Raw genomic sequence first — 14657 nt, 5'->3', positions numbered from 1 at the left:
GGATTTGGGTGCGGGCCACCTCCAGCTTCAACGCGCTCGCCAACGCCATGCAGAAGGCTTCGTTGAAGACGCTGCCATCCACGCCGTGTATGGGTGGTTTGAGAATGTGGGTGCTGGGCGACCCATTGAGGGGCAGGCCAATGCGAGCGCTGTCCGTGCCGAGCACCACCGGCAATTTGTCTTGCGCGCCAGCCAGCGATAGGCGCAAGCCGTCTTCGCCCGCGCGCATGGGGCGCAGAGGCATTTCATCCAACACCTGTCTGAGCTTTGTATCGTCCAGCCAGCGCACTTCAAGTGGCGCATCGGGCGCCGGTGGAGTCTGGCCTTGCTCCAGCAGGGTGACCGCACCGGCGCATTCGCCACCCAAGCTATCCAGAAGCGCGTAGTCGTTCTGGTTCGAAACTTGAAGGGTCTTGGCGATCTGCTTGCGATTGCCGCCTTCTGGCAAGAGCCCGGCGAAGAACGGGCGGGTTTCACGGTCGTCAAAGGGTTCCGGGCGGATGGGGAGAGACTGCGACAAAGGCGTGGTGGCACCGGACGCATAGACAAAACTCGGGCGACCATCGATTTGAGACAAGGTGCCAACGCGCTCGCCGAGCAACCAGACTTCGAGGTGGCGCGCCATGTCAGACCCAGCCTTCCACCGCCAAACTGCCACCCAACGCGTGCAGCACTCTGAGCAGGGTTTCCAAGCGCACCGTCGGCTTGCCAGCCTCCAGTTCCACGATGAAACGCACACCCACGCCCGCCGCGAGCGCCAACTGGGGCTGGGTTAAACCAAGCTTCTGGCGGGCAGCCAAAACAGCTGCACCCAGCGCATCGGGGGAGTTGGTGAGGATCACTCGAGCGGCGTTCACGATAATTTCCTGTTCGGGAAATTATTGCTTTATAGAAGCCGCAATGCAAGCGGAATTTCCCGATGGGGAAATTAGTGTGCTTTTGGCGCCAGTTTTCTACAAAATACCCCGAACGGGAAAGAACTTAGAAACACCAGCTCACAGCGCGTCCACAACAAGTTTGAGCGACACGCCAAAAAGGCTAACGTACACGATGCGGTAGAACCACCGCTCGGCTACGTAGCGTGTGAATAAGGCGCCCGCTACCGCGCCTACCAAAGCAAAGGGCACCAGCCATGCGGAACTCGACAATGAGTCCACAGAGTACGGTTGAAGGTTTTGATAGGGAATGATCTTGGCCGCGTTGATGACGGCAAACACCCAGGTCGAGGTGCCGGCAAATACCGCCTTGGGCAGCTTCTGGGGCAACATATAAACCTGATACGGCGGCGCACCGGAGTGCGAGATAAAGCTGGTAAAGCCTGTGAGCACGCCCCAGAACCAGCCCTTGCCCGCATGGGGCGGCTGCGCCTGGGTCGCGCTGTGGTTGCGCAGCCAAACGTTGAGGCAAAAGCCTACGCCCACCAGCCCGATCATCAGCATGATGGCGCGGTCGGACACGACCGAGGCCGTCGCCCACCCCACGCCCACCCCCACGATGCCCGCAGGAATCACGATCTTCAGGTTGGGCAGGCTGAAGGCTCGGCGATAGAGCCAGACCCCGGCCACGTCCGAAATGACAAAAATCGGCAACAGCAGCACCGCCGCGGTCACCGGAGACATGGCAAACGACAGAATGGGAACCGCCAGCATGGCAACCACCGGCAGCCCGCCTTTGGAAAAGCCCACCAGAAAGGCGGCCAGCCCTGAGAGCAAAAAAAGCGCGTCGACGGTCATGCCTTCAGCAAAGGGGCCAGTTCAGCGGGGGTTTTCAAAGAAGATGTAGTTCGAGCCGTAGTCGCTGATCTCGAAATACACCCGCTTTTCGTCGGCGTCTGCGACGAAGTTCAAGTTGTCATCGAGCACGCCGTAGCCATAGCGGTAGGGCCGCGGCTTGCCGTCGTCGGTGCCCAGTGCGGTGGAAAGCTTGTCGATCTTGATGAAGCGCCGGACCAGCTTGTCACCGGCATAAAACTCCAGAACGCCGTTGGTGCCGGTCCAGTTCTGGATTTCGCGGCCTATCTTGTTTTGCTGCTCCTGGGTGCAGCCTGCAAGCATTAAAGCGGCTGTTGCGCCCATCAGTATTGCGCGAGCAGCTATATTTTTTGTAGCAAACATGGATTCCTCCGGTAAGTGGGGGGTTATTTGGGGGCGGCACTGCGTTGGCGCAATGCCTCGTACAGACACACGCCGCTGGCGACCGAGACGTTCAAGCTCTCGACCGCACCCTGCATCGGAATGCTCACCAGCTGGTCGCAGGTCTTGGCGGTGAGCTGGCGCATGCCGTCGCCCTCGGCCCCCAGCACCAGAGCCACCGGGCCGGTCAGGTCGGCCTGGTACAGATTGCTGGCGGCCTGGTCGCTGGTGCCGATGATCCAGATGTTGCGCTCCTTGAGCTCGCCCAGGGTGCGCGCCAGGTTGGTCACCATGAAATAGGGCACCGTCTCCGCCGCGCCACTGGCCACTTTGGCGACTGTGGCGTTGATGCCGGCGGCATGGTCCTTGGGCGCAATCACGCAGTGGGCGCCGGCGCCGTCGGCCACGCGCAGGCAGGCACCCAGGTTGTGGGGGTCGGTCACGCCATCGAGCACCAGGATGAGCGGCTGGTTCCGCTGTGCGGCGGGCAGTCCGGCGTTGGCGGCTTCCAGGTTTTCCAACAGCTCGTCCAGGGAATGCACTTGCTTGATGTCTTGCACCCGCGCGGCCACTCCCTGGTGCCCGTGGCTGCCCGCCAGCTTGGCCAGGCGCACCGCGTCGGCCTCTATCAGGCGAACCCCGCCCTCGGCCACTTTGTCTACAAACTGTCGCATCCGGGCATCGCGGCGCGAAGTGTCGTAATAGATTTCAATAATGGATTGCGGCGCAGTTTTCAGGCGCACGCCAACGGCGTGGAAGCCGAATAGAACTTTGGGGGATGACATGGGCCCATTATCAGTGCAGGGGCTCTGCGCGGCTCGGTTCACCAAGGTGCCCAGAAAAGGTTCACTTTTATCATTAACAATGTTTTAATGTGATATTCCACATCTTCACCAACCCATGCGCGAGCAAGATCTTTCAGCCTTGACGGTCGGCCGTCCCGCAGCCTGGGTGATGGCGCTGCCCGCTGCAGCGGCCAGCGCCTTGGCTGCGGCGGTGTATCTACTGGTTGCAGCCGCCTTCCACCTGCTGTTTGCATTGCCTAACCCGCTGCCGGTGGCAGGGTCTGCAGCGTCGGGCGTGGCCGTGGCGCTGGCGCTGATGTGCGGCAGCAAGGTGCTGCCCGGGCTCTGGCTGGCGCGTGTGGTGTGGGAGCTTTGCATGCACGGGGGCGCCGCTGACGCAACAGCGTTTGTGTGGGCCGCGCTGGCCGCTACGGCGCTGGTTTTGCAAACCGAAATCGCGCGCATCAGCCTGCTAAGGCTGGCTATTCTGCCGACCAAGTTGCGCCGACTGCGCAAGAGCCTGCACATCGCGCTGGTCGGACTGGTCAGTGCGGCCGCCGGCACGGCAATCTATGCCGCAGGCCTGTCGCTCTTACCGTCCAGCGGATTTGAACAACACGGCCTCATTCAAATCGTCGCGCTGCTGCTGCCTGAGTGGGCCGGCATCGCCGTCTTGCTGCCATTGCTGATTTTGTGGCTGCAGGACGATGATTGGCGCGAGCCCCGCAAGCACCGGGTGACTCTACTGACTGGTATGGTTATTACCTTGACACTGGTCATCACTGCGCGCGCGGTGGCGACCGACGAGCAGCAGGTTCTGCGCCGCTTGCATGACTCCAACGCCGCCATGGCCCAGCGGCTGGAGGCTGATTTGCAAAGCACCCACCTCGCGGTAGAGGTGCTGAAAAGCCACCTCAGCGTAGCCCCGCAAGCAGGAGCGGCGCAATTCAGCCAGGTCGCCATGGCCATACGCGCGGGCTCCAGCCAGCTGCAGGCATTGAGCTGGAATCCGCTGATTCCCCACGCCCAGCGGCCCGAATTTGAGGCCCGACTCCGCAAGGAATACGGCCCCCTCGCTGCCCTGAACGACCGGACGCCCGATGGCAAGCTGGTGCCCAGCGCAGCAGCTGATTTCTATGTGGCGGTGGAGCACATTGCCCCGCTCGAACTCAACCGCCCTGCTCTCGGACTCAACATCCACGCCAACCCCGCGAGGCGCGCCGCCATACAGAGCGCTATTGAGACCGGCAAACCCGCCATTACCCCACGCATCCAGTTAGCCCAGGAGACCGGCAAGTCCTGGGGGGCGCTCTATGTCAGCCCTCTTGCCGCCAGAGTCACTTCCAACCCGACGGCAGCGGCCCCTCTTCCCGCCGGCTTCGCTGTGGCCGTTTTACGCATGGAAGACCTGGTAGGCCGCGTCACAAAAGCGACGCGCTACGACACCTTTCAGCGCACACAGGGCGATGGCGAAGACCGCCATTACGCGGTGCGGTACCGGTTTATCGACCTGGGCGCGCCGGCCGAGTCTCAAAGCCTGTTTGAAGACGAGGTTCCGACCAAGCCGCATGCCGGCAGCGTCATCATGACCCGGGGGCTGTTTGCCCTTCAGGCGCCGCCGTCGCAGCGCCACGACCTGCCCTTTGGCGGGCGGCAATATTCCCTCGAGTCCTTGCCGGCTCCGGACTTCTGGACCGGCCAACTGAGCGGCGCGCCCTTTCTGGCGCTGACCGCCGGAATCGCGCTCGCCTGGATGACGCTTGCTGCCAGCCTGATGCTGACCGGCTCGACCCAGCTCCTCACGCTGGCTGTGCAACGGCGCACCCAGCAGCTGCAAGAGACCGATGCCGCCTTGCAGGCCACCAACCTGCGGCTGGAGCAACAGTCGATGCAGCTGCGCTCGGTGCTGGAAGCGGGCGACACCGGCTACATGGGCTTTGACGCCGACGGCGTGCTGGTGATCTCAAACGACAAGAGCTTTGAACTCATCGCCATGCCGCAGGGTGAGGAGCGGGAGAGTTACCTCACCGTCGCGCGGCACATCGGTCAGCAATTTGAGCCAGCCCAGGCACAGTCCATATCAGTCGTGCAAAGCATGCTCAGCGTACGCATCAACAACGGTAGCCGGGTCTACCCCGACCTGGTGCCCCTGGCGCCTGATGCGACTGCGCGCTATCTGGATATGCGGGTCTTCTCATTCAGTGATGCCGACCTGCACACTCTGGTCTTGCTGCACGACACCACGCCCGAGCTGCAACTCGAGCGCTCCAAGTCTCAGTTCATTTCTTTCGCAGCGCACGAAATCCGCACCCCGCTGACCGTGATGCACGGATACGCCTCGCTGCTGGCGGAACGGATCTACAGCCCTGAAAAAGTGCAAGACCTGGGGCGCCTGATGCTGCGCAAGTCCAGCGAGCTCAACCAGCTGCTTCAGCGCATGCTCGACCTGTCCGAGCTAGACATGAACGGCCTCGACGCCCAGCGCACCCGCAACACCGACCTTGGCGCCCTGTGCGCCGAAACCGCCCGCCTCATCAGCGTGCCCGAGGGGCGCGAGCCCCCCGTCATGGAGCACCACGACCCGATTCCGTGGTGCCTCGTCGATCCGAACGCGATCAGCATGGCGCTGACCGAGCTGGTAATCAATGCTTACGCCTTCAGCCCCATCGGCACGCCGGTCAGGGTGAGCGTGGGTCCGATGAACACCGATCCCGACGCCCCCGGCGGCGTGTGCATCCGCGTCATCGACCGCGGCCAGGGCATGAGCCCGGAAGTGAAAGAGCACATCTTCGAGCGCTTTTACCGTGCCGACAATTCCGGCAAACACCCCGGCTTCGGCCTGGGCCTGAGCACCGTCAAGCTCATCGCCAGCCTCCACAAGGCCCAACTCCACATTGACAGCACCCCGGGCGAGGGAACGGTGGTGTCGATGGAGATTCCGCAAGGCAATATTTAAGTCAAAATCGCCTCAAGCGCCCGGAGGATATGCGCGCGCAGCTTCTATTTTGATAGCAGATACAAGGCCCGCAAGCGCCGAACTAGAGCAGCACTGCCTCCGGCACCACGCAGCCGGCTTCGATGGTGATGCGGCGGGCGCAGCGGGCGGCGATGCTGCGGTCGTGGGTCACGAGCACCAGCGTTGTCCCCTGCTCACGGTTCAGGTCGAACATGAGCTCCATGATTTTTTCGCCGGTGGCAAAGTCGAGGCTGCCGGTCGGCTCGTCCGCCAGCAGTACCGCAGGCTTCACCACAAACGCCCGCGCCAGCGCAACCCGCTGCTGCTCTCCACCCGACAGAACCCTGGGATACGCGTTTAGCCGCTGCGCCAGACCGACCCGGGCCAGCATGTCGGTGGCAGCGCTGCGCGCGTCTCTGCGGCCGTCCAGCTCGAGCGGAAGCATCACGTTCTCGAGCGCAGTCAAGTTGCCCAGCAGCTGAAAGCTCTGGAACACAAAACCCACCTTGCGCGCCCGCAGTGCGGCGCGGGCGTCTTCATCGAGCGCAAAAATGTCCTGACCCGCCAGGCGCACGGTGCCGCCGGTGGGCGTGTCCAGCCCGGCAATGATGGAGAGCAAGGTGCTTTTGCCGGAACCCGAAGCCCCCACGATAGCTGCGGTCTCACGGGCATTGAGTGCAAAATCAATGTCACGCAGGATCTCCAGCGTGCCGGTGGAGTCTGTCACCGCCTTAAAAACATGCTCAACCGAAATAATGGATTCACTCATGGGGCTCTCTGTAGTTCGTAGACACTGTATCGCGCTGCTGATTTTGGCCCCATTTGCAGGGGCAAATGAAGTGCTCGCCAAACAAGCCGCCTCCGCCAAAGTGCTGGTGCTGGGAGACTCGCTGAGCGCGGAATACGGCCTGCAACGCGGCACCGGCTGGGTGGCGCTGATGGAAAAACGCATCGCTGCTGAGAAGGTGAAAGCAACGGTGGTGAACGCCAGCATCAGCGGCGACACCACCTCGGGCGGCCGCTCGCGCCTGCCGGCGTTGTTGGCGCAGCACCGGCCCAGCGTGGTGGTCATTGAGCTCGGCGGCAACGACGCCCTGCGCGGACTGCCCCTGTCCATGACCCAGGACAACCTGCTGGCCATGGCCGAAGCCGCTCAGGCCAGTGGCGCCAAAGTATTGTTCGCCGGCATGCAGGTGCCGCCCAATTACGGTGAGGACTACACCCAGCGATTCAGCGAGGTTTTTGCCACGGTAGCCAAGCGAAGCCGTTCCGCGCTGGTTCCCTTTTTGCTGAAGGGGGTGGCCGATGTGCCCAATGCGGCGGCGCTGTTTCAGGCCGACCGTATTCATCCCAATGAGGAGGCGCACCCCATCATCCTCAACACCATGTGGCCTGCGATCAAGCGACTAGTCAAACCTTGAAGAGGCATTCGCACCGATGCACTTTAGGAGCACACGTGCCCGGCCTGGTACCTTAGAGGCTGCTGAGTCGGCGTTCAGCCCGGGACTACGGCTCCTGCAGCGGGAGATCCGGTCGAAGGCTGGTCTGGAGTTGCCACTTCAACCAAAGCGACGGCAGCCTGCTGGGCAGCATATTCAGCCGCCTGCTCTGCGGCTTCGTTGGGTGTGAGCTCAGGGCCGTCGCCGGTTTTGCGGTCGGCCTTTTGCTTGAGCTTTTCTTCTTTCTTCTTCTTCTTTGCCAGTTCTTTCTGACGTTTTTCGTATCCGTAATTGGGAGTTGCCAAAGTGCGCTTTCGTTATATGCAGCGACTGTAACACCTCACCACCGGCGCATGCCGCCCGGCACCGGCAGTCAGCGCAGCGCCAGGAGCGCCTGTTCGAGGTCAGCCTGCAAGTCTTGCACTGCCTCGAGGCCGATGGAGAAACGCACCAGTGTTCCGCGCAGCAAGTGCTGCGGCCATGCGCTGCGCATGCTCTCCAGCTCGTAGGGTACGACCAAGCTGATGGGCCCGCCCCAGCTGTAGCCGAGCTTGAAGAGATTGAGGGCGTCGCAGAAGGCGTCGGTCCGGGCCTGCGGGAAGCGCGAATCGATGATCACACTGAACAGGCCCGCCGCAGTGCCTACTTCGCCGCCGGTCAGGGCCATCCAATGATGGTGGCCGGGTGACTCCGGCAGCGCCGGATGCAGGACCTGCACAAACTCGGCCTGTGTCTGGGCCCAGACGGCCAGGCTGCGGGTGGCCTCGTCATGGGCCCGGTAGCGCAAGGCCATGCTGGGCAGGGAGCGCAGCACCGATTCCACATCGTTCATTCCCACGCCAATGCCAAAGCGCATATGGGTGAGCATGAGCTTCAGGTGCAGCCCCGGGTTGCGGGTCACCACGCTGCCCATGAGCACATCACCACCGCCACTGGGGTATTTGGTGAGCGCATGCGCCGAGATATCAACCCCCAGCGGCGTTGCAGAGCCCGGCACCAGGTCGAACGGGCAAAAGGCCAGCCCGGCGCCCCAGGTATTGTCCAGCGCCGTCAGAACCCTGCGCCGCTGGCAGATACGCACCATCTCCACCAGATGAGGAAACTCCAACGTGACCGAGCCCGCCGCCTCCAGCCAGACCAACTTGGTGCGGCTCGAAATCTGGGCTTCCAGGTCTTCGGGATCCATCGGGTCGTAGTACTGGTGCGTGATGCCCCAGCCGGCGAGTTCACCCTCAACGATGGCCTTGTTGGGGCTGTAGGCGTTGTCCGGCAGCAGGACTTCGTCCCCGCTTTTGAGCAGGGACATGGCAACCAGTCCCAGCGCCGCCAAGCCACTGGGCACCAGCAGGCACTCGGTGCCGCCCTCCAGCGTGGCAATGCGTTCCTCCAGCGCGTAGCTGGTGGGGGTTCCGTGCAGTCCGTAGGTGTAGGCGGATTTGTTCTTCCACTCGCGGCTGCGCATGGCTGCGACGGACGGGAAAAACACGGTGGACGCCTTGAAGATGCCAGGCTGCGGCGCCTCGAATCCGTCGGGTGCCCGATACGGGTGGTGAATCAGGTGGGTGATGGGGTCGGTCATGCGGCTGCCCTGCCTCACCGGATGCGCGTCACACGCTCCACTTCTGAATCAGCTGCTGCGGACGCAGAGCGTCGTAGCTTTCAAACGGCTGATGAATCCATGGGTTGGTGGGCAAAAACTCCACCGAATAGTCCGGCGTAAACACGCTCACCGCCTTGGTCCAGATCACCGCGCTGCGCAGTTCGGTGATAGGGGCGTAGTTGTTCTTGAGCTGGTTAATGACGACATTCAGGGTGTGGCCGGAATCGGCCAGATCGTCCACCAGCAAGACCTTGCCGGCAATTTCGCCCTTGGGCGTGGTGATGTAGCGGGCGATGTCCAGCGCGCCTTGCTGGGTGCCGGCCTCGGCACGGTAGGAGCTGGTGGACATGATCGCCAGCGGCTTGTCGAACACGCGCGACAAAATATCCCCGGGGCGCATGCCGCCGCGGGCCAGACACAGGATGGTGTCGAACTCCCAACCCGACTGGAACACTTTGATGGCCAGCTTTTCGATCAGGTTGTGGTACTCGTCGTAGCTCACATAGAGGTGCTTGCCGTCTTCAGTCAACATCGGAATGCTCCTAAAATAGTAGCTGCTCGCGCAGTCTGTACGGGCGTCAGGGGCCTAAAAGGGTTCAAAAATGCCTACTCGGGCAGGTAGGGGTGGCGCATCAGGATGGTGTGGTCGCGGTCGGGGCTGGTGGATACCATGTGGATGGGCACCCCAGTGACCTGCTCGATGCGCTGCAAATACAAGCGCGCGTTCACCGGCAGCTTGTCGTACTGGGTGACGCCCACAGTGCTGTCGCTCCAGCCATCCATCACCTCGTAGACGGGCACGCAGCGTTCAATTTCGTCGGCGCCCATGGGCAGGATGTCCACCATTTCGCCGTCGACCTCGTAACCGGTGCAGAGTTTGAGTTCTTCGAGGCCATCCAATACATCGAGCTTGGTGATGCACAAGCCGGACAGCCCGTTCACCTGCGCGGAGCGCTTGAGCAGCGCGGCATCAAACCAGCCGCAGCGGCGCGAGCGTCCGGTGGTGACGCCTTTCTCAGCGCCCACGGTGCTCATGTGGTAGCCCGGGGTGCCGGGCACTTCCCAATCCAGCTCGGTGGGGAACGGGCCGCCGCCGACGCGGGTGCAGTAGGCCTTGGTGATGCCCAGGATGTAATGCAGCATGCCCGGCCCCACGCCAGCTCCTGCGGCGGCATTGCCAGCCACGCAGTTGCTGGAGGTCACATAAGGGTAGGTGCCGTGGTCCACGTCGAGCAAAGTACCTTGAGCGCCTTCGAACAGCAGGTTGGCGCCAGCCAGGTTGGCTTCATTGAGCTCGCGGGACACGTCGGCCATCATGGGCTTGAGCAAGGCCGCGTGTTCCATGGCCTGAGCAAACACCGGCTCAAACTGCACCCGCCCTTGCACCATGAACGGCGCCAGCAAGGGGCCGAAATCAAAGGCCTCTGAGCCCAGGTAGCTGGCCAGCACATGGTTGTGCAAATCCAGCAGCTCACGCAGCTTGGCCGCAAACCGCTCGGGGTGCTTGAGGTCTTGCACGCGCAAGGCACGGCGGGCGATTTTGTCTTCGTACGCGGGGCCGATACCGCGGCCGGTGGTGCCAATCTTGGCAGTGCCGCCCTTCTCGCGGAAGACCTCGCGGGCCACATCCAGCGCCACGTGGAAGGGCAATATCAGCGGGCAGGCTTCGCTGATGCGCAAGCGGGAGCGCACCTCCACACCCGCCTTCTCGAGGCCCTCGATTTCTTCAAACAACTTTCCGGCAGACAAAACCACCCCGTTGCCGATGTAGCACTTGACACCCGGGCGCATGATGCCCGAGGGAATCAAGTGCAGGGCGGTCTTGACGCCGTTGATGACCAAGGTGTGGCCCGCATTGTGGCCGCCCTGGAAGCGCACCACGCCCTGCGAGCTTTCGGTGAGCCAGTCGACGAGCTTACCCTTGCCCTCGTCGCCCCACTGGGTGCCGACCACCACCACATTCCGACCTTTGGTTGTTTTCATTTCAATCCGCTTTAAATAGCTTTTACGACCCACTGACCAGCGGCTTGCACCAACTCACGGTCGCAATGGAACTCATCGACTTCACTCCCGTGCCCGGGCAGCACACATACGACCGTCTCACCCCGCTGGCGAAGCTCCGCAATCGCTGCACGCAAAGAGGCGTCTTCCCCCCACGGCGCACGAACGGCAGCGCGCAGAGGCTGCACCTTCGCGGCCTGAGCCAATACCTTGACGTCCAGGCTAAAACCCACCGCCGGACGCTTGCGCCCGAACACCGAGCCCACCTCATCGTAGCGTCCACCGCGCGCCAAAGCATCACCCGCCCCTGCCGCAAAAATAGAAAACCGGACGCCGGTGTAGTAGGCGTAACCTCGCAGGTCAGCCAGGTCAAACGTCACACGGGTACCCTCCAGATGGCCGGCCAACCACTGCAGGTGGTCCAAGGCCTCTGCAATCCCGGGCAAGGCCGGCAAGCTGCGGCGAGCGCGGTCAAGCACCTCAGTCCCGCCGTACATGTGCACCAAGCTTTGAAGCGCTGCGGCAACGTCGGGCGGACAAGCAGCGGTGAGCGTGCCCAAGGTGCTGCTGTCTTTGGTGACCAGGGCAGCCAGCACCTCGCTTTGCCGCTCAGCGCTCAAGCCTGAGCCGTCCAGCAGGCAGGTGACGATGCGCGCATCGGCCAAGTCCACTGCCAACGTGCCAACCTCAGCACCCCGAAGCGCATCCAGCGCGAGAGTGAGAATTTCAAGATCCGCCTCCAGGCCGGCATGACCATAAATCTCAGCTCCAAACTGCAATGGTTCACGGCTGGCATAGGGCGCGGCGGGCAAGGTGTGCAGCACCGGGCCGCAATAGCACAGCCGGGTCACTCCGCGGCGGTTCAGCAAGTGCGCATCGATGCGGGCCACCTGCGGCGTGCTGTCAGCGCGCAGACCCAACATGCGGCCGGACAACTGATCGACGAGTTTGAAAGTTTGCAGATCCAGCGCCCGGCCGGTGCCTGAAAGCAGGGACTCAAGGTGCTCGAGCAAAGGCGGCATCACCAGCTCGTAGCCATAGCAACGGGCTATGTCCAGCAGATCGCGACGTATTTCTTCGATGTGGCGGGCCTCGGAGGGCAGCACATCGGCAATGTGATCCGGAAGGACCCAGGCAGACATGAATGTGAAGGGGGATGCTGTTAAAAAGGCGATTTTACCGGCCTTAGCGACCGGAAATCAGGGCAGCAGCGCCCAAATCAGCCCTAGTCCCGCCAGGATGCTGCAAACGCCAAAGAAGCGAATCTGGCCATCCCGCATTTGCAACAACTGGGTGAAAAGACGCCGCCAAGCTTGCGGAGATGCAAAAGGAAACAAGCCCTCCAACACCAGCACAAGGCCGATGGCCAGCCACACAGCGTCCAAGTTCAACTTATTTTTTGACAACCGGCACGGCGCCACTGCCACCGCCGCGGAAAGTCTTGAAGAACTCCGAGCTCGACGGGTCGAGCACCATCACATCGCTCTTGTTGGCGAAGCTGCTCTTGTAGGCCTCGAGGCTGCGATAGAACTGTGCGAACTGCGGGTCTTTGCCAAAAGCATCTGCGTAAACGCGAGCGGCTTCGGCGTCGCCCTCACCCTTGATTTTCTGAGCATCCCGGTAGGCGTTGGCGACGGTAATCTCCCGCTGCCGATCGGCGTCGGCACGTATTTTCTCTCCCTCGGCAGCGCCGGTGGAACGCAATTCATTGGCCACGCGCTTACGCTCGGCTTCCATACGGCGGTAGACCGACTCCGTAATTGCCTCGACATAATCGACCCGGGTGATGCGCACATCCACCACGTCCACGCCCCACGGCTTGGCGCCACGCACCTTGTCAAGCACCTCGGCCTTCACGTCTTCCATCAAGGCCTCGCGTTTGAGCGAGAGCAACTCTTTCACGGTGCGCTTGTTGATTTCTTCCTGGAACGCGTTGCGCACCACACGGTTGAGCTGGCTGGCGCCTGCCCCTTCATTCAAGCCCACGTTACGGATGTACTCCGATGGCTCGGTGATGCGCCAGCGCACATACCAGTCAATAACAACACGCTGCTTTTCCGCCGTGAGCATGGGCTCGGCGTCGGTGCTGTCCAGCGTCAGCAGGCGCTTGTCGATGTAGGACACGTTTTGGAAAGGCGGCGGCAATTTAAAGTTCAGGCCCGGCTCGGTGATGACCTCTTTAATTTGGCCCAAGGCATAGACCACGCCAAACTGGCGCTGATCTACAACAAACAGGGTCGAACTTGCCAGTGCAAGCAGCACCAGGATCGAAGAAAGAAAGAGTCCAATGCGGTTCATAGCGGGTTCCTAGCGTACGTCGCGGTCACGGGTGCGGGAAGTGTCACGACTGCGCGGGTCGGAATTGTTGGCGCCAGCGGCCGGCATGGTGGCGGGCGTCTGCGGGATAAAGGCGCCGGTCGCAGCGGGCTGCTCTGACCCGGAAGGCGAGCCGGTCATTTGCAATACCTTGTCTAAGGGCAAGTAAAGGAGGTTAGACCCCTGCTTGGAATCCACAACCACCTTGGTGACGTTGCTGTAGATCTGCTGCATGGTGTCCAGATACATACGGTCACGCGTGACTTGGGGCGCCTTCTGGTATTCGCTGTAGACCGAGCGGAAGCGCTGCGCATCACCCTGCGCCTGCGCAACCACGCGGGCCTTGTAAGCGTCAGCCTCTTCCTTCAAACGAGACGCGGAGCCTACCGCACGGGGGATCACATCGTTGGCGTAGGCCTGTGCTTCATTCTTGGCGCGCTCGCGCTCCTGGCCGGCTTTGAGCACATCGTCAAACGATGCCTGCACCTGCTCCGGCGGGCGAACACCTCCCTGCTGCAAGTTCACGCCCACGACCTCGATGCCCACCTTGTAACGATCCAGAATGGTCTGCATCAGCGCGCGCACTCGCGGCGCAATCTGGTCGCGCTCCTCAGACAAAGCGGCGTCCATCTTCATCTTGCCCATGACTTCGCGGATCGAGGTCTCGGCAGCTTGCACCACTGCCTCACTGGGGTTTTTGCTCTCGAACAAGAAGGCCCGGGCGTCGCTCAGGCGGTATTGCACTGCAAACTTGATGTCGAGAATGTTTTCGTCTTCCGTGAGCATGGCCGACTCCTTGAGGCCGGTGGCCTTCATGACCACATCACGGCCCACGTCCACCGAGCGGATCTGGCTCACAAACACCAGCTCATGCTTCTCGATTGGAAACGGCAGCCGCCAGTTAAAGCCGGCATTCACCGAGCTCTTGTACTGACCGAATCGGGTGATCACAGCCTGCTGGCCTTCCTGCACGATGAAGAAACCCGTGCCCAACCAGATCAAGAACACCACACCCAGAATGACCCCGACGCCAATGCCAGCACTGCGCATGTCAGGCTGGAAACCGCCACCGCCACCGCCACCGCCGGAGGGCCGCTTGCCTCCGCCACCGCCCAGCAAGCCATTCAACTTGCGGTTGAATTCGCGCCAGAGCTCGTCCAGGTCAGGCGGGCCTGACTGCGCGCTATTCCTGGGGCGGGGGGGAGGTGTTTCGGGCGGGCTGTTTGGCGGCTCGGACCCATTGCCCTGAGGGGCGCCGGATGCGCCCTCTTCCTTCTTGTCGTCGCCACGGCCCCAGCGGGAATCGTTTAAGTTAAACACCTGCTGCAACCACAGCAGGAAGGGGGGGCTCGTCATTCGAAACGCAGGAAATTTCATGGGTGTTTCTCAAAATCGGGTGTGCGCATTGTGCCAAGTCCCAGGGCGCCC

The 14657-nt window shown here is 62.1% G+C and carries 16 protein-coding genes; 2 read left to right on the top strand and 14 right to left on the bottom strand.

What is annotated here, in order from left to right; translation table 11 throughout:
* The 5 genes from Q0O05_RS04125 to rlmB form a co-directional block, all read right to left on the bottom strand.
* Positions 1–625: HipA N-terminal domain-containing protein (locus Q0O05_RS04125; protein ID WP_293660627.1), on the bottom strand; the 625-nt coding region annotated here is incomplete at its 3' end.
* Between the two features lies 1 nt (position 626).
* A complete protein-coding gene (locus Q0O05_RS04120) occupies positions 627–857 on the bottom strand; it encodes a helix-turn-helix transcriptional regulator (protein WP_293660626.1) in 231 nt (76 codons plus the stop codon).
* A 138-nt stretch (positions 858–995) separates the two neighbouring features.
* A complete protein-coding gene (locus Q0O05_RS04115; RefSeq protein WP_293660625.1) occupies positions 996–1733 on the bottom strand; it encodes a sulfite exporter TauE/SafE family protein in 738 nt (245 codons plus the stop codon).
* A gap of 21 nt (positions 1734–1754) precedes the next feature.
* Positions 1755–2114, bottom strand: a complete 360-nt coding sequence (locus tag Q0O05_RS04110; RefSeq protein WP_293660624.1) for a hypothetical protein — start codon at positions 2112–2114, stop codon at positions 1755–1757.
* A 23-nt stretch (positions 2115–2137) separates the two neighbouring features.
* Complete coding sequence (gene rlmB / locus Q0O05_RS04105; RefSeq protein ID WP_293660623.1) at positions 2138–2917, bottom strand: 23S rRNA (guanosine(2251)-2'-O)-methyltransferase RlmB; 780 nt, start codon at positions 2915–2917, stop codon at positions 2138–2140.
* A 115-nt stretch (positions 2918–3032) separates the two neighbouring features.
* On the opposite strand from rlmB, the gene Q0O05_RS04100 reads away from it, so the two are divergent.
* Positions 3033–5873, top strand: coding sequence for a CHASE domain-containing protein (locus tag Q0O05_RS04100; RefSeq protein ID WP_293660622.1), 2841 nt, complete (start codon positions 3033–3035; stop codon positions 5871–5873).
* A gap of 82 nt (positions 5874–5955) precedes the next feature.
* Here the strand turns inward: Q0O05_RS04100 and Q0O05_RS04095 are convergent, their stop codons facing one another.
* Entirely contained in the window at positions 5956–6642 is a 687-nt protein-coding gene (locus Q0O05_RS04095; RefSeq protein ID WP_293660621.1) for an ABC transporter ATP-binding protein, read from the bottom strand.
* A 70-nt stretch (positions 6643–6712) separates the two neighbouring features.
* Between Q0O05_RS04095 and Q0O05_RS04090 the strand changes: the two genes are divergently transcribed.
* Complete coding sequence (locus tag Q0O05_RS04090) at positions 6713–7294, top strand: arylesterase (RefSeq protein ID WP_293660620.1); 582 nt, start codon at positions 6713–6715, stop codon at positions 7292–7294.
* Positions 7295–7368: 74 nt separating this feature from the next.
* On the opposite strand, the gene Q0O05_RS04085 is transcribed toward Q0O05_RS04090, so the two are convergent.
* The 8 genes from Q0O05_RS04085 to hflK form a co-directional block, all read right to left on the bottom strand.
* Complete coding sequence (locus Q0O05_RS04085) at positions 7369–7617, bottom strand: hypothetical protein (RefSeq protein ID WP_293660619.1); 249 nt, start codon at positions 7615–7617, stop codon at positions 7369–7371.
* A gap of 68 nt (positions 7618–7685) precedes the next feature.
* Entirely contained in the window at positions 7686–8891 is a 1206-nt protein-coding gene (locus Q0O05_RS04080; protein ID WP_293660618.1) for a PLP-dependent transferase, read from the bottom strand.
* A 28-nt stretch (positions 8892–8919) separates the two neighbouring features.
* On the bottom strand, positions 8920–9444 hold the full coding sequence (locus Q0O05_RS04075) for a phosphoribosyltransferase (RefSeq protein ID WP_293660617.1): 525 nt from the start codon (positions 9442–9444) through the stop codon (positions 8920–8922).
* 74 nt (positions 9445–9518) lie between these two features.
* On the bottom strand, positions 9519–10895 hold the full coding sequence (locus Q0O05_RS04070; protein WP_293660616.1) for an adenylosuccinate synthase: 1377 nt from the start codon (positions 10893–10895) through the stop codon (positions 9519–9521).
* An 11-nt stretch (positions 10896–10906) separates the two neighbouring features.
* Complete coding sequence (locus tag Q0O05_RS04065; protein WP_293660615.1) at positions 10907–12055, bottom strand: ATP phosphoribosyltransferase regulatory subunit; 1149 nt, start codon at positions 12053–12055, stop codon at positions 10907–10909.
* A 57-nt stretch (positions 12056–12112) separates the two neighbouring features.
* Positions 12113–12304 (bottom strand): DUF2065 domain-containing protein, encoded by a 192-nt coding sequence (locus Q0O05_RS04060; protein WP_293660614.1) that lies wholly within the window; start codon positions 12302–12304, stop codon positions 12113–12115.
* 1 nt (position 12305) lies between these two features.
* On the bottom strand, positions 12306–13211 hold the full coding sequence (hflC, locus tag Q0O05_RS04055) for a protease modulator HflC (RefSeq protein WP_293660613.1): 906 nt from the start codon (positions 13209–13211) through the stop codon (positions 12306–12308).
* Positions 13212–13220: 9 nt separating this feature from the next.
* Positions 13221–14585, bottom strand: a complete 1365-nt coding sequence (hflK, locus tag Q0O05_RS04050) for an FtsH protease activity modulator HflK (RefSeq protein ID WP_293660612.1) — start codon at positions 14583–14585, stop codon at positions 13221–13223.
* Positions 14586–14657: the final 72 nt, after the last annotated feature.

This window comes from Rhodoferax sp. OV413 (genome assembly GCF_945881795.1).
Classification (GTDB): Bacteria; Pseudomonadota; Gammaproteobacteria; order Burkholderiales; family Burkholderiaceae_C; genus Allorhodoferax.
The sequence above is the reverse complement of the archived record's forward strand: the minus strand, read 5'-3'. Positions and strand labels throughout refer to the sequence as shown.